The organism is Actinosynnema sp. NPDC059797, from assembly GCF_042732085.1.
Classification (GTDB): domain Bacteria; phylum Actinomycetota; class Actinomycetes; order Mycobacteriales; family Pseudonocardiaceae; genus Actinosynnema.
The window spans coordinates 1-14,981 of sequence record NZ_JBHWIE010000180.1 but is presented as its reverse complement, the minus strand read 5'-3'; the positions used below and the strand labels follow the sequence as shown (position 1 = coordinate 14,981).

The window sequence follows — 14,981 nt, the reverse complement described above, 5'->3', positions numbered from 1 at the left end:
GCGAAGGCCCAGAACAGGTTGCCCTTGATCGTGCCCAGGGTGCGCCGCGCCAACCGGATCGCGTCCACCGCGGCCAGCAGATCCCCGCGCACCAGCGTCAGATCGCCCGCCTCGATCGCGGCATCGGTCCCAGTACCCATCGCCAACCCCAGGTCGGCCCGGGCCAGGGCGGCGGCGTCGTTGACCCCATCGCCCACCATCGCCACCACCCGACCCTCGGCCTGGAGGCGCGCCACGACGTCGACCTTGTCCTCGGGCAGCACCTCGGCGACGACCTCGTCGATGCCAACCTCGGCCGCCACCGTCCGGGCGGCGGCCTCGTTGTCCCCGGTCAACAACACCGGAGTCAGGCCCAGCCCGCGCAGCCGGCGCACCGCCTCCGCCGAGGTGGGCTTGACCGTGTCGGCGACCGCCAGCACGGCCCTGGCCTGCCCGTCCCAGGCCACCAGGACGGCGGTGTGCCCGCGCTGCTCGGCCGCGCGCTTGGCCTCCGCCAGGTCCTCGTCGAGGTGGAGGGCCCATTGGGCCAGCAGGCGTTCGCGGCCCACGACGACCGCGTGCCCCTCGACCACGCCCTGCACGCCCGTGCCCTCGTGGTTGCGGAACCCCTCCACCCCGGGCAGGTCCCCGACCCGCTGCGTGGCGCCGGCGGCGATCGCCCTGGCGATCGGGTGCTCCGAGGCGTGCTCCAGCGCGCCCGCCAGCCGCAGCACCTCGTTCTCGGCGACGCCGGTCGCGGTGTGGACGGCGACCAGGCTCATCCGGCCGGTGGTCACGGTGCCGGTCTTGTCCAGCACCACCGTGTCCACCCGCCGCGTGGACTCCAGCACCTCCGGTCCCTTGATCAGGATGCCGAGCTGGGCGCCCCGCCCGGTGCCCACCAGCAGCGCGGTCGGCGTGGCCAGGCCCAGCGCGCACGGGCAGGCGATGATCAGCACCGCCACCGCGGCGGTGAACGCCGCCGACACCCCGCCACCCGCACCCAACCAGAACGCCAACGTGCCCACCGCCAACGCGATCACCACCGGCACGAACACCCCGGAGACGCGGTCGGCCAGGCGCTGCGCCTCGGCCTTGCCGCCCTGCGCCTGCTCCACCAGCCTGGCCATCTGCGCGAGTTGGGTGTCCGAGCCGACGCGCGTGGCCTTGACGACCAGGCGCCCGCCCGCGTTCACGGTGGCGCCCACCACCGGGTCGCCCGGGCTGACCTCCACCGGCACCGACTCACCGGTCACCATGCTCGCGTCCACCGCCGAGCTGCCCTCGTCCACCACCCCGTCGGTGGCGATCTTCTCCCCCGGCCGCACCACGAACCGATCCCCCACCACGAGTTCCGCGATCGGGATCCGGGTCTCGCCGCCCTCGCGCAGCACCGCGACGTCCTTGGCGCCCAGCTCCAGCAACGCCCGCAACGCCGCACCGGCCCGGCGCTTGGAACGGGCCTCGAAGTAGCGGCCCGCCAGGATGAACACCGTCACACCAGCGGCGACTTCGAGATAGATCGCGCCCGCGCCGTCGGCCCGCGACACCGTCAACTCGAACGGATGCGTCATACCCGGCCGGCCGGCGGTGCCGAACAACAACGCGTACAACGACCAGCCGAACGCCGCGACCGTGCCCATCGAGATCAACGTGTCCATCGTCGCCGCACCATGGCGCAGGTTCACCCACGCCGCCCGGTGAAACGGCCACGCACCCCACACCAACACCGGCGCCGCCAACGTCAACGAGATCCACTGCCAGTAGGTGAACTGCCACGCCGGCACCATCGCCAACACCACCACCGGCACCGCCAACACCAACGACACCAGCAACCGCCGCCGCAACGGCCCGGTCGGGTCCTGCTCCGGCGACGCCTCGGGCTCGGCGGCGGGCAGCGCGGCGCCGTACCCGGCCGCCTCCACCTGCTCCACCAACGCCCGCGGATCCATCCCCGCCGGGAAGCTGACGTGCGCCTTCTCCGTGGCGTAATTGACCGTCGCGGACACACCCTCGAGCTTGTTCAACTTCCGCTCGATCCGACTCGCACACGAAGCACACGTCATCCCCGTGATCGACAACTCCACCCGCCACTCAGCCATGACCATGCCCCTGCCCTTCCTCGTGCGCGTCCTCGGACGGCGAGGTCGGCACCGTCTGCCCAGGGGTTCCCCCGGTGTCCACCGTGAACTCGGCGGTGCGCACGACCTCGCCGTGCTTGAAGTCCAGGAACAGCCGGTAGCCGCCCGCCGAGGGCACCTCGGCCACGAACGCGATCCCCGGCCCGGCGGGCGTCCTGCCGTCACCGGGCGTGCCCTCGGGGTGAACGTGCAGGTAGGCGAGGTCGCCCTGGCGCAGTGCCACCAGGTGGCCGTAGGCGCCGAGGTAGGACTGGAGGTCGGTGACCGGCCGCCCGTCGCGGCTCACGGTCAGCCGCACCGGGGACGCCTCGCCCGCCCGCAGCTCGCCGTCCAACCGCACCTCGTACCCGTCGACGCGGGCCACCCGCGACGGCGCGTGCTGCCGGGGCTCGAACTGCCCGGCCGCCACCACGTCGACCCCCAGCGTGGTCGCCTCGCCACCGGTGGGCTTGAAGTCGGCGAACACCCGGTGGGAGCCGGCACCCGACACCTCCACGGGCGTCGTCCAGGTGCCGTCGGGCGCCATCTCCGGGTGGAGGTGCCGGTACCCCGACGTGTCACGTCGCACCACGATCAGGTGCATCCGCTCGTCGTGCTCGACGTCGAACGCGGTCACCGCGCGGCCGTCGGGACCGGTGATCCGGAAGGAGAAGGGGGCGGTGGTCCCGGCGGTCAGCGTCGTGCCGGTGGGCGTGAGGGTGTAACCGCCCCGGGACGACGCCAGCCCGGCGGGCTGGTCCTGCTCGGCTCCCGCGACGGCGCCGCTGTGGTCGTCCCCGTGACCGGTGCCCTCCGCACCGGTCGCGTCGTGGCCCGCGGCCTCGACGGAGGGGGGACCGACAGCGCTCCCGACCGCCCAGGCGCCACCGGCGACCAGGACGAGCGCCACGCCGTAGGCGGAGAGCTTCGCTGCTGTGTTCATGTCAGGTCCTTCATGGTGGTGGAACCCGGTCGGACCGGCGCTCCACTGTGGTTGTCGTTCAACTCGCGAGCGCGCAGCCCGCTCCTTCAACGGTCGTGCGGACGTCCGCCCCGGCCACCGGCACCACGCAGTGGTCCCAGGTCATGCCGGTGCCGCTCGCCGGCAGATGCCATGTATACCCCCATGGGGTATATGGGTCAACCAGGTCCGCAATCGGAGGCGAACGTCACCAGGCGCACTCCCAACCTGCCGACCCACCGCCGACGAGCCGCCCTCCGAGCCAACGGTCCCCACCTTGACGATCGGGGTTTCCGACCGGAACCGGCGGCGCGGGGCACACCCGAAGGCAGTCGCCCCCGCCTCTCGTCACGCCCCGATCGAGGGACCGGTGGCGAGCACCACTCAGATGCCCGTCGCGAACTCCCCACCCCTGTGCTACGTTCCCCACATACCCCCTAGGGGTACCAGAGGAGGAGTTGGCAATGGACACCGGACACCACCACGAGCACGCCGAACACAGCGCCCACCAAGGACACCAGCCCCGCACCGGGTGGGGCATGGCCGCCTCGGCCACCCTGCACTGCCTCACCGGCTGCGCCATCGGCGAAGTCCTCGGCATGGTCATCGGCACGGCTCTGGGCTGGGGCAACCTCGCCACCGTCGTCCTGGCGGTCGGCCTGGCGTTCGTCTTCGGCTACATGCTGACCATGCGCGGAATCCTCAAGGCCGGTGTCGGTTTCCGCCGCGCGCTCAAGGTGGCACTGGCCGCCGACACCATCTCGATCGCCGTCATGGAGATCGTCGACAACGCCGTGATGCTCACCGTGCCCGGCGCGATGGAAGCCGGCCTGGCGTCCTGGCTGTTCTGGGGAGCACTCGCCTTCGCCCTCGCGGTCGCCTTCGTGGTCACCGTGCCGGTGAACAAGTGGCTCATCGAACGCGGCAGCGGCCACGCCGTCGTGCACGCCTACCACCACTGAACCGACGAGCGCCCCAACGCGGCACTCCACCTACCACGCTCCGGACGGCTGCACGCTGCACGCAGTCCCCTTCAGTGACGATCCGCCAGGCCTCGCGGTCGCCTGGACCATCCACACGAAGCTCCGCCGCACCTCAAAGCCCCCGACGCCCCCCGACTAACCGTGGCCGAGGAGGTCCTCAATGGTCAACGCGTCACCGGGTACGACACTCCCCTGATTGGTGTCCACGAGCACCTCGGACAGCGACGCCAAGGCCGCGACGACCTCCAGGACGACCGTCGGATCCCGGTAGTCGAGGCTGAACGCGGCCACCGGACCGGTGGGCAGCAGCGCGGTCGGCCATTCCTCGAACAGCCCCTCCCCTGCCGGATCCGCGATGGGGACCAGGTAGCCGCGCGAGCCGCCCGCGGACACCGCGATCACCTTCCCGTTCCGGGTCGCGTCGCCCAGGGACACGAGCCGCACGCGCCCGCACGACGATCCGCTCGCCCCCAAGGCTTCCACCGCAACCGCACCCTGCGCCCGGTCACGCCGGTTCAGGCGCTCCGACCGACCTACGGCACCGATCAGGACGGTGGCGAATGGCTGACAAAGCCCAGGGACAGTTCACCCCAGCGGGTGACATTTAGTGCAGGTTGACCGGTTTCACCCGTTCGAGGTGACCACGTAGCCACACACGACCGGTCAGCGGCATGAGCGGACGTTGCGCATCGGCTCGCCTCCCCGTGGTCGTCGGACTGCGCCCGCGCAGTGCCGTCCGACCAGCGACTTCAAGCTTCGGTCCCGGCCCCGGCAGGGCCTCGTCGGCCCGATGTACGTCGGCCGGGGCATTCTGCTCGTGCGCGTCCTCGTGGTTCGATCGTCTCGTCAGCGCACCGTTCTCCAGGACTGCTCGGAGTCCAGCCGGCGCACGAGTCCGACAACGAATCCCACTCTGTCGCAACAAAGATCGAGAGGAAATTCCGTGAAGTCGAGAACCCGGATTTTCGCGCTCATTACGTTCATCGCGACCATGATCTCGGTCGGTACCACGCCGGCGTCCGCCACCGCTGCCCAGACCGTGGCACTCGCCGCACCGGCCGCCAGCGGTCTCCCGCCCTACGTCGCCGTCATCAAGCCGGTCACCGCGAAACGGCTCGCTTCCAGCTGGCGCGAAGGCTGCCCCGTCGGACCCGATCAGCTACGGCTGATCAGCCTGAACTTCGTGGGCTTCGACGGTGCGGTGCGCCGCGGCGAGCTGGTGGTCCACACCGATCTGGCAGTCGAGGTCGCCCGCGTCTTCGCCGACCTGTACTTCGACCGGTTCCCCATCCAACGGATGGAGACGGTCGAGAAGTACAACTCCGACGACGACGCGTCGATGGCGGCCAACAACACCTCGGCGTTCAACTGCCGGGCGATCACCGGCGGCACCGCCTGGTCCAACCACTCCTACGGGCGGGCCATCGACATCAACCCCGTGCAGAACCCCTACATCTCCCGCAGCGGCGCGGTCTACCCACCCAACGGCGCACCCTACATCGACCGCACCCAGAACGCACCCGGCATGATCCACGCAGGCGACACCACCGAACGGGCATTCACCACACGCGGCTGGACCTGGGGCGGCTTCTGGAACACGCCGATCGACTACCAGCACTTCGAGAAGCCCTGACACGGACCCGAGAGGTCCTCGACGCGCCGTACCAAGCAATACCAACAGCGCCCGTGAACGCCGCCGGAGGAGTGGCGGCGGTTCCGGGCGCCACGACGCCGTCCAGGATCGGCTCTCAGCGCGCGAGGGCTCTGAACGGTCAGTGCGCGCGGGCGGAACAGGCCGCCGCCACCACCTCGCTGCCCGAGGAGCTAGACCCGCAACCAGGACTACCGGTACTGCTCGCTGCTCGACATCACGCAGTGAACCCCCGGCCACCCCCACGGCGGGCTCATGCCCAGTCACCGCAAGCATCTCCGCACCCGACGAAGCAGGAAACTCATCAGGCTGCCCGACCTGCGCGGATGACGTTTCTGGCGAGCACGATGCCCTACATCGGCGTCCACGCTCATGCCCGACTCCGCCTCCGAGCCATCGAGGCCCCTGGGGACCCACTCGATGCGGCCGACGACGACCGCGGTAACCCACCCGCCGCAGCCGTCATCCGCTGACGTTGCCGCCGAAGACCAGGATGCCCCTCCCTCCAATAATCGAAAAAAGGACACCCCGACCCTTTATTCAACAGCCCTCACGGACGAGCTAGCTTTCATCCAGGAACTGGAGCACCCCTTCAGGCCTACCTGAATCAATTATCTTCTCGAAGGAATCAAGCATCACAGTCAGACCCCCCTTCGGAATTATCACAAGATCGGGACAATGAAAGTATGCTCCACTGAAATATTCCCCGGTCTCCTTCCACCGGCTCATCACTTGCTCGATCGCGCGCAGCGTCATGAACGTGACACTCCACCGCGTCCCGTCCGGGAGGATGAGCTCCGCGTCAACGTTCTCGACGGTTTCCCTGTCGTCTTCCGCGCCCAACATGAAGATCGCGCTGAACTGCCGGCCATCTACGCGGTGGATAGGGTTGTTTGCCATAGAGTCGACCCAGCCTAACAATGACTTTCGATTAATTCACCTTATCAGACCTCCCGACCGTCCGAATTCCTCCACCTGGGTTTAACGCCGCATCCACAGAGAACTCCTCGACCGCACCCTCATCTGGAACCAACCGCACCTACTCCACGCCCTGCGCGAGCACGAGCACTTCTACAACAACCACCGCCTCACCAAGGCATCGCCAACACCCGACCACTACAACTGCTGCCGCAACCGACCACCGGTCAAGCGACCGTCACCCGGCTCGACACCCACCGACGACAACGACTCGGCGGCATCCTCAACGAGCACCACCACACCGCCTGACCTGCACGGACGACATTTCGGCAAGCACAGCATTCATCGTAGCCAGCCGGCTGCAACCGGCCTTCCGCCATGAGTAGACGACGCAGCAGGCTGGAACCTCGCCGCCGACCTCAAACACCGAATGGAGTCGCCACGCTTCCTGCTACGCGACCGCGACGGCAAATACAGCCAGGCGTCGATGCCCCCATCCAGGCCGACGACCTCCAAGTGATCAAGACCTACGAGAACCACTACAACCGCCACCGATCCCACCAAGCTCGCGGCCAACTACCACCCAAGATCCAGCAGCACCCCGCTGCGGTACACGACCTCGACACCTGCGGACTGCGACGCACCCGAGTTCTCGGCGGTCTGATCAACGAGTACGGACACGTCGCTTGACCAGCAGCGATAACTTTTCGAGCGGCACAGGATCCGATCAGGTTCTATGACACGACCATTCGATCCACTTCTGGGAGCGAAGTCGGGGGTTCATCGCCGTACCAGGCGTATTCAAGGCCGGACAACATGCCCGTCTCAGTCCAGAGAATTATTTCGCCAATAAGCTCACCCCTCTCATCAACAACCGTGCAAGTCACCGGCACGACCCCATCCGGAACAGGAGCAGGAGGCACATCATCCGCGACTCGCAAGTCAACACTTGCGGAGTTAGTCCCCCACAGGGCCACCACCCGCACCCGATCAAGCTGATGGCGAAGCTCTGCCGCTCCGGGGAAATCCAGTTGCAGAATCCGCTCCGCTACTGCCCGCTCCTCAGCGGTCAGTGGGCGCGGCTCAACGGGAACCCGCATCTGCTTGCCTCCAGGGAACTCATCGGGGTTGAACGCCGCGCCGATTCTCGGAACACCGTTTACAACAGCTCGTCGAATAACGACCTTTGATTCCGAGGTTGATGACTAGTTCGGTGGTCGTGACCACGGGTGCGGCTCTGCTGTGCCGGCTCGATGAAGCTGGGTGCGCCGACCTGGTGGGAGCGCCACGAGCGAGAGCGGTTACGGCTGGCCGCCACGGAGCTGTTCGCCCGGGGAGTGAGGCAGGCCGGGATCGCCCGTCTGTCGGAGGTTTCTCCGCAGGCGGTTTTCCCGGTCTGCTCACCCACCCGCACCGCCCGCCGCGGACTGCGCCACTTCCAACGCCCCCGCACTGCCGGCACGCTTCCTCGCCGGCGCCGGCCTCACCCCCGACCCGACACCATCAACCTCATCATCAAAGGTCGTTAGACGATGGTGTACCCGCCGTCGGCCAGCAGGAGCGCGCCCGTGACGTAGCTGGACCGCGGCGAGGCGAGGAAGAGGATCACCTCGGCGATCTCGCTCGGCTCGCCCATGCGCCGCAGTGCCGTGGTGGTGGCGGCGTTGGCGTGGACCGCGTCCCCGAACAGGTTCATCACGGTCCCGGTCGTCACCCCGCCCGGCGAGACGGAGTTGACGCGCACGCCGCTCATGCCGAACTCGACGGCCCAGTTGCGGGTCAGGGACTCCAGGGCGGCTTTGGTCGCGCCGTAGGCGGCGGCGTTGTGGACCGGTGACCCGGCGGCCACCGTCGAGACGTTGACGATCGCGCCCGCGCCCTTGGCGACCATGGCGGGCGCCAGCGCCGCGGTGAGGTGGAACGGAGCCAAGAGGTTGACCGCGAGTAACTCCTCGAAGCCCTCGCGGGTCTGGTCGGCGGTCGACGCGAACGGGTAGACGCCCGCGTTGTTCACCAGCACGTCCACCTCGCCCGCCGCCGAGGCGAGCTCCCGCACGCCCTCCGCGGTGGACAGGTCGGCCCGGACGAACCGCGCGGTCCCGCCGTCCGCCTCGATTTCGGCGACGACGTCCGCGCCGCGCGCGGCGTCCCGGCCGTGGACGATCACGCTCGCACCCTCGCGGGCGAACAACTTCGCGGTCTCGTGGCCGATCCCGGCGGTGGCGCCGGTGACGAGCGCGACCTGGTTGCGCAATTCCACGGATGTGCTCCCTCGCAGTTCGACAAAAGGCGAAGAAACATATGCCGCGCCAAACCCCGTTCGCAAGCCCCGGCGACGGATCAGCGCGGCGACCGACCCGGCACCACCCGGACAAATCCGGAGGCGTGCTTGGCCGGTCACCTCGTGCCGTCGGCTCTCGTTGAGTCAGGTCTGAACGGAGGGGTTCAAGGTGGTGCCCGCGGGCTTCCACGGCCATGATGAGCAACCCTTCAACGTGGACGCGTGTACCGACGGTGCGGCTGCCGGAACACCGCAAGCACGCACCAGCCGAGCACCTCACGCACCCCGTTCCGCTCAGGGCACTCGAAATCCCACATCAGCCGGATGAAGGCGCAGTACCGCTCAGCGTCCGCCCTCGTGCCGGGCAAACCCTTGAGCGCGGGCTCGGCCAACCTGCCCCAGAACCTCAGCACCGCCTCGGTGTCGTCGACCGGGAACAACTCCCGACCGAGTTCCACCGCCGTCTCCAGCTGCCCCACCGCCAACTCCGCCAACAACGACCCGGGCTCCGGCACCAGCATCCAGATCAGGTCGGCGGCATCCCCAACGACCACCTCATCCGCCGCGCCAACGGCTTCGGAGCGGCATCCTCGGCATCAAGGTCACAGCCTCCACCGTCTGCCAGACGCTCCAGGACGCCGGGGCCGATCCGGTTCCCGAGCGCGCCTCCACGACCTGGTCGGCCTTCCTCCGCTCACGAGCCGACGCGCTACCGGCCTGCGACTTCTTCGAGACCCGCACGGCGAGGTGCCGTCGACCGGCGGCCGGTGACCACGATCAGTGGTCACGGCACCGGGCGGTCGGCGGCACGGTGAGCAGCGGCCGGCAGTAGCCCGCCGGGTGCGGTTCGCCGACGGGCCGACCGTCGACCTCCACCCACGCGTGAGCGGTGAACGGATTGGTGCGGACACCGGTGCACCACGTGGGCCAGGTGTCACGGGCCCGGCAGCAGGAGGCGGCCGCGATGGCGCGTTGCAGGCAGCCCCGGCCGGCGCGGCGCAGGCCCGGTATCCCGGGCGTGGCTCGAACCGGCGGAAGCTCCCGGCGACCGCGGAACCTCTAGGCTCCCCCTGTGACATCCCGGGCGAGCAGCACTCCCGCCGGCGCACAGGCCGCTTGGCCGAAGCTCTACGACGGCCAACAGCGCGTACTGCTGGCGCTTCTGCTGCACGGCGAGCGCTCCCGCAGCAGCCTCGCGGATCACGTGGGCCTTTCCCGGACGAGCCTGACCCGGATCTCGCGTGAACTCGTGGGCATGGGACTCGTCGTCGAGGGCGAATCGCCCGAGCCGAGCGGACGGGGGAGGCCGGCGGAGATGTTGCGCCTGAACGGCGACGCCGCGCACTTCCTCGGTGTCAAGCTCACCGCGGACACGCTGTTCACCGTCGTGACCGACCTTTCCGGCGCGGTCGTGGACCGCGGCTCCGAGCGCCTGGTCGGACGCGGGGTGCGCGAGGTCGTGCAGCAGGTCGGCCGGGTTTCCGCCGGCCTCGTGGCCGCGGGAACGCTTCCGGTGGCCGTCGGCGTGGGGATAGCCGGTGACGTCGAGTACCGCTCAGGACGAAGCGTCCTGCGCGATTCGGGTCACCTGGAGTGGGACGAAGTGCCCCTGGCGGAACTCGTCACCGAGGCAACGGGCCTGCCCACCACGGTCGTGAACGACGTGCACGCCTTGGCGGCGGCCCACCACTGGTTCGGCGGCGGCATCGCGCGCGACCCCCTCGTCGTGTACGCGATCGGCGCCGGCATCGGCAGTGGCATCGTCATCAAGGGTGAGCCGGTGGAGGGCAGGCACGGCCGCAGTGGCCGCGTCGGGCACCTGCGCCTCGGCGGAGACGGACGAGGATGCATCCACGGGCACGTGGACTGCGTTCACTCGTTCGTGACCATTCCGTCCATCGAGCACAACTCCGGCGTCGGGCGAGGTGAGTACGCCGTCGCCCTCGACCGGGCCCGAAGGGGCGACGTTCGAGCCCTGCGCGCCTTCCGCGCCGCCGCCTACGCGCTGGGAGCCGCGGTCGCCGAGTCGGTCAACACCGTCGATCCGGAACTGTTGTCGCTGATGGGCGAGGGCCTCGCGATGCTCGACCTGGCCCCCGACGAGTTCGACCGCGGGCTCGGCGAGTTCCTCGAGCGCGTGGACCCCTCGGAGGTCGTCATCGAGCGACCGCCATTCGACTTCAGCCTGTACGCCCGGGGAGCGGCCGTGGCCGCGGAGCGCAAGCTGCTGAGTTAGCGCCGACGATTTAATACCGTCACTTGACAAATTGGCCGGGTCGCGGTCAAGATCGAGCGCGGGCGTCGCGACACGTCGAACACGCCGACCGAAGGACGATGAAGACGCGGGTTCCCACCGCGTTCCGCGCGTTGTACGACGGGGCGCACCCGGGACGTCCACCGGTCCTGCCGGGGGCTGTCAGAGGTCTGCCGCGCCGCGATGCCGGCACGGTGCTGGTCCAGGCCGTGCGCCCGCGGGTCGGTGCGGTCGGCCGTGGTGGGTCGCCCGTGATCACTCACCCCACACCACCGAGGACAACGTGACCGACACCGCTCCTGCCCCACGTCCCTTCCCGCCCGGTTTCGCGTGGGGAACCGCCACCGCCGCCTACCAGATCGAAGGCGCGGTCGTCGAAGGTGGCCGCGGCCCGTCCATCTGGGACACCTTCTCCCACGCACCGGGCCGGACGCTGAACGGCGACACCGGTGACGTCGCCGTCGACCACTACCACCGTTGGGCACAAGACGTCGAATTACTGGCCGACCTGGGCGTCGACGCCTACCGCCTGTCGATCTCGTGGCCACGTGTGCAGCCGACCGGACGAGGCCCCCTCAACCCCGAAGGGACGGCCTTCTACGTTCGGCTCCTGGACGCGCTTCGAGCGCGGGACATCCAGCCCTACGTGACGCTCTACCACTGGGACCTCCCCCAAGAGCTCGAAGACCAGGGCGGCTGGGCGACGCGGGGCACCGCCGAAGCCTTCGCCGAGTACGCCCGGCTGATGGCGCGTGAACTGGGCGACCGCGTCGAAGTCTGGACCACGCTCAACGAGCCGTGGTGCTCCGCGTACCTGGGGTACGCCTCGGGCGTGCACGCTCCCGGCCGGACCGAGCCCGCCACCGCGCTCGCGGCGGTGCACCACCTCAACCTGGCCCACGGCCTGGCCGTGCGGGCCATCCGCGGCGAGCTGCCGCGGGCGAAGGTGTCCGTGACGCTCAACCTGCACGTGGTACGCCCGCAGGACCCCGCATCCGAGGCCGACTTCGCCGCCGTGCGACGCATCGACGCGGTGGGCAACCGCGCGTTCCTCGGCCCGATGCTCGAAGGCTCCTACCCGGAGGACCTGCTGGAGGCCACGGCGGCGCTGACCGACTGGTCCTTCGTGCAGCCGGGCGACCTCGAAGTCGCGCAGCAGCCCTTGACCCTGCTCGGGGTGAACTACTACTCGACCCACACCGTGCGGCACGGGGAGTCCGAGCAGCACGGTGGTGGCGCGGTGCCGGAGCACTCGCCGTGGATCGCCGCCGACGAGGTGGTGTTCGTCCCGCAGCCCGGCCCGTCGACCGCCATGGGGTGGAACATCGAGCCGGCCGGGCTCACCGAACTCCTGGAGTCGCTGCACCGGCGCTACCCGGGCCTGCCCCTGGCGATCACCGAGAACGGCGCCGCGTTCGAGGACGAGGTGCACGTCGACGACGCCGGCCGCGAGCGGGTCCACGACCGGCTCCGGGTCGCGTACCTGCGCGACCACGTCCTGGCGGTGGCGGACGCCATCGAAGCCGGGGTCGACGTCCGCGGTTACTTCGCGTGGTCGTTGCTCGACAACTTCGAGTGGAGCCACGGGTACTCCAAGCGGTTCGGACTCGTGCGCGTGGACTACGAGACCCTCGAACGGACCTGGAAGGACTCCGCCTACTGGTACCGACGCCTGGCGACCACGCGCACGGTCCCCGCGGTGACGGAGGCGGGGCCCGTGTGATGCGGTGCCGCGGGTCGGTGGTGGCACCGCGTTCCGCCCCGCCGTCCGGTCGGGCGGAGAACTCCTGAACCGGTCGTGCGCACGGGGCCGTCCGTTCGGGTGCCCGTCGGACGGCCCCGTGCGCGAGTCGGCCGGTGGGGGTCACTGCCCGGACGGCTTGAGCTTCATGATGATCTCGGACGCCTCGGGCCGCGCCCACAGCGCCGGGAACGCGTACAGGTCCTCCTCGCTCGGCCAGCCGGTGAACTTCTTCGCGTTGTACTCGCTGGTCGTCCCGGCGGTCAGGACCGGGATGTAGGGGATGGACTCCTCGATCTCGGTCTGGATGGTGTCCAGGTGCGGCTGACGTGCGGCGGTGTCCTCCGGGTCCATGCCCTTGAGCGCGGCGAGCGCGGCGTCCACGGCGGGGTTGGAGAAGCGGGCGAAGTTCGGGTTGGCGATCTCGCCGACCTTGGCGGTGGTGGCGGTGCTGAAGAAGTAGGACGCGTTGTAGTACGGGTCGGGCGCGGGCCCCTGGCCGAGCGCGTCGATGAGCAGCTCGAAGTTGCCGCGACCGCGCGCGTCGGACCACTCGTTCCAGGACAGCTGCTGCGCGGTGACCTTGATGCCGATCTGCTGCAACTGCTGGCTGATCGTGTCGACGGCGGTGATGTAGTCGGTCCAGCCCGCCACGACCTTCAGGGTCAGGGACACGGGCTTGCCGTCCTTGGCGTAGATGCCGTCGCCACCCTTGGCGTAGCCGGCGGCCTCCAGGACCTGCGCGGCCTTGGCCGGGTCCGGCTGCATCGGCGCGACCTTGTCCACCAGCTCGGTGGAGATCACGGCCTTGTCCCGGTCCGGCAGCGCCGCGCCGGGTGAGATCTCGCTGGAGGTGTTCTCGAACGCCAGCGCGTTGACCTGCGCGCGGTTGATGCCGTGGTAGATGGCCTTGCGGACGGCCACGTCGGTCTGCGGGCCCTGGCAGCCCAGTGCCGCGTTGGAGCAGGTGAACAGGGCCGTCTGGTTCATCGGCACGGTGATGGCCTTGTAGCCGGGGTAGTTCTTCTCGACGTTGGCGATGTCCGGCACGGGACCGCTCTGCCAGTCGATCTTGCCCGCCTTGAGCGCGTCGGAGACCGCCTGGTTGCCCGACAGCGCGACGTAGCGGATCTTCTTCACCGCCGGTTCGCCACCCCAGTAGGTGGGGTTCGCCTTGAGCGTGAACGCCTGGGCCTTGAACTCCTCCAGCATGAACGGGCCGGTGCCGACCGGTTCCTTCATCGGGTCGTTCGCCGGTGCGGAGAGGTCCTTCCACCTGTGCTCGGGCACGATGACGGTCCTGCCGAGGAGCTGCGGGCCCTCCATGTAGGACGGCTCGGTGAACTCGATCGTCAGGTGCGTGTCGTCGGTCGCGGTCGCGACGCCCTTGTAGCCCGTGCCGTTCATGCTCGGGTTCCGGGTGATCATGTCGAGGGTGAACACGACGTCCTTGGCGGTGAACGGCTGCCCGTCGCTCCACTTGACGCCCTCGCGCAGCTCGATGTCCAGCCGGGTGCCGTCGGCGTTCCACGCGAAGGTCTTGCCCAGGCGCGGCCGGGGTTCGACGTTGCGGATGTTGTTGAAGAAGAACAGCGGCTCGAAGATCGACCCGGGTCCCTCCAGCTGCGTGGGCGAGAACGGGTTGAAGTTCAGCTGGAAATCGCCTGCCGTACCGGGCAGCAACAACGTGGCCTTGTCCTCGTCGCTGCTCGCCCCCGACCCGCTGCACGCGCTCACCAGCTCGGGGACGGCGGCCAGACCGGCCGCCGTCCTGCGGGTGAGCGAGAACCGCTTCGCCTTAAGGAACATCGTCGATTCCTCTCGTGACCGCGACCGGGTTCGGCCCGGCGAGGTCGATCCCTGAGCCGGATGAAAAACGAGGTCGGCCCTTCGCCACAGCCCGACCCGGAGCCGGCACGTCGGCGCGAGCCCGACCTCGGACGCCTGCGTTCGCGGCGGCAGAACCGAAGCAGTGCGCGGACGTCGGGTGGCGGTGCCCCGTCCGCGCACGGGGGTGTCCGCCGGGTCAGCTCGCGGTGCAGGAGGCCGTCGGGGGGCTGGTGGCACCGCGCGCCGCGGCCCTGAACCCGAAC

At 69.4% G+C, this 14,981-nt stretch carries 12 protein-coding genes; 4 read left to right on the top strand and 8 right to left on the bottom strand.

Features of this window, described 5'->3' with window-relative positions; all coding sequences use genetic code 11:
- On the bottom strand, nt 1-2,087 hold a 2,087-nt coding region (locus ACFV4N_RS29085; RefSeq protein WP_499675801.1), incomplete at its 3' end, for a heavy metal translocating P-type ATPase.
- Nucleotides 2,074-3,042 carry a DUF8832 domain-containing protein gene (locus ACFV4N_RS29080; RefSeq protein ID WP_499675800.1) on the bottom strand — a complete coding sequence of 323 codons (969 nt, stop codon included), beginning with the start codon at nt 3,040-3,042 and terminating at the stop codon, nt 2,074-2,076. The genes ACFV4N_RS29080 and ACFV4N_RS29085, both read right to left, overlap by 14 nt.
- A gap of 557 nt (nt 3,043-3,599) precedes the next feature.
- Here ACFV4N_RS29080 and ACFV4N_RS29075 point away from each other — a divergent pair.
- A complete protein-coding gene (locus tag ACFV4N_RS29075) occupies nt 3,600-4,022 on the top strand; it encodes a DUF4396 domain-containing protein (protein ID WP_499675803.1) in 423 nt (140 codons plus the stop codon).
- Nucleotides 4,023-4,178: 156 nt separating this feature from the next.
- On the opposite strand, the gene ACFV4N_RS29070 is transcribed toward ACFV4N_RS29075, so the two are convergent.
- Nucleotides 4,179-4,526, bottom strand: coding sequence for a hypothetical protein (locus tag ACFV4N_RS29070; RefSeq protein ID WP_499675799.1), 348 nt, complete (start codon nt 4,524-4,526; stop codon nt 4,179-4,181).
- A 460-nt stretch (nt 4,527-4,986) separates the two neighbouring features.
- Here ACFV4N_RS29070 and ACFV4N_RS29065 point away from each other — a divergent pair, with 460 nt between their 5' ends.
- Entirely contained in the window at nt 4,987-5,676 is a 690-nt protein-coding gene (locus tag ACFV4N_RS29065; RefSeq protein WP_499675798.1) for a M15 family metallopeptidase, read from the top strand.
- 579 nt (nt 5,677-6,255) lie between these two features.
- On the opposite strand, the gene ACFV4N_RS29060 is transcribed toward ACFV4N_RS29065, so the two are convergent.
- The 4 genes from ACFV4N_RS29060 to ACFV4N_RS29045 form a co-directional block, all read right to left on the bottom strand.
- Nucleotides 6,256-6,594: a hypothetical protein gene (locus ACFV4N_RS29060; protein WP_499675797.1), complete on the bottom strand. Its 339-nt coding sequence runs from the start codon at nt 6,592-6,594 to the stop codon at nt 6,256-6,258.
- A 1,543-nt stretch (nt 6,595-8,137) separates the two neighbouring features.
- A complete protein-coding gene (locus ACFV4N_RS29055) occupies nt 8,138-8,872 on the bottom strand; it encodes an SDR family NAD(P)-dependent oxidoreductase (RefSeq protein WP_499675796.1) in 735 nt (244 codons plus the stop codon).
- A 230-nt stretch (nt 8,873-9,102) separates the two neighbouring features.
- Nucleotides 9,103-9,447, bottom strand: a complete 345-nt coding sequence (locus ACFV4N_RS29050; RefSeq protein WP_499675795.1) for a hypothetical protein — start codon at nt 9,445-9,447, stop codon at nt 9,103-9,105.
- 223 nt (nt 9,448-9,670) lie between these two features.
- Nucleotides 9,671-9,871, bottom strand: coding sequence for a lasso peptide biosynthesis B2 protein (locus ACFV4N_RS29045; protein ID WP_499675802.1), 201 nt, complete (start codon nt 9,869-9,871; stop codon nt 9,671-9,673).
- Nucleotides 9,872-9,965: 94 nt separating this feature from the next.
- Between ACFV4N_RS29045 and ACFV4N_RS29040 the strand changes: the two genes are divergently transcribed.
- Together ACFV4N_RS29040 and ACFV4N_RS29035 are read left to right on the top strand one after the other, a co-directional pair.
- Nucleotides 9,966-11,129 carry an ROK family protein gene (locus ACFV4N_RS29040; protein ID WP_499675794.1) on the top strand — a complete coding sequence of 388 codons (1,164 nt, stop codon included), beginning with the start codon at nt 9,966-9,968 and terminating at the stop codon, nt 11,127-11,129.
- Between the two features lie 301 nt (nt 11,130-11,430).
- Complete coding sequence (locus ACFV4N_RS29035; protein WP_499675793.1) at nt 11,431-12,870, top strand: GH1 family beta-glucosidase; 1,440 nt, start codon at nt 11,431-11,433, stop codon at nt 12,868-12,870.
- A 141-nt stretch (nt 12,871-13,011) separates the two neighbouring features.
- Here the strand turns inward: ACFV4N_RS29035 and ACFV4N_RS29030 are convergent, their stop codons facing one another.
- On the bottom strand, nt 13,012-14,697 hold the full coding sequence (locus tag ACFV4N_RS29030) for an ABC transporter substrate-binding protein (protein WP_499675792.1): 1,686 nt from the start codon (nt 14,695-14,697) through the stop codon (nt 13,012-13,014).
- Nucleotides 14,698-14,981 lie beyond the last annotated feature (284 nt).

Bases quoted from the DNA above. Each gene is read 5' to 3' on its own strand.
- ACFV4N_RS29080 (WP_499675800.1), bottom strand. From the start codon at position 3,042: ATGAACACAGCAGCGAAGCTCTCCGCCTACGGCGTGGCGCTCGTCCTG.
- ACFV4N_RS29075 (WP_499675803.1), top strand. From the start codon at position 3,600: ATGGCCGCCTCGGCCACCCTGCACTGCCTCACCGGCTGCGCCATCGGC.
- ACFV4N_RS29060 (WP_499675797.1), bottom strand. From the start codon at position 6,594: ATGGCAAACAACCCTATCCACCGCGTAGATGGCCGGCAGTTCAGCGCG.
- ACFV4N_RS29030 (WP_499675792.1), bottom strand. From the start codon at position 14,697: ATGTTCCTTAAGGCGAAGCGGTTCTCGCTCACCCGCAGGACGGCGGCC.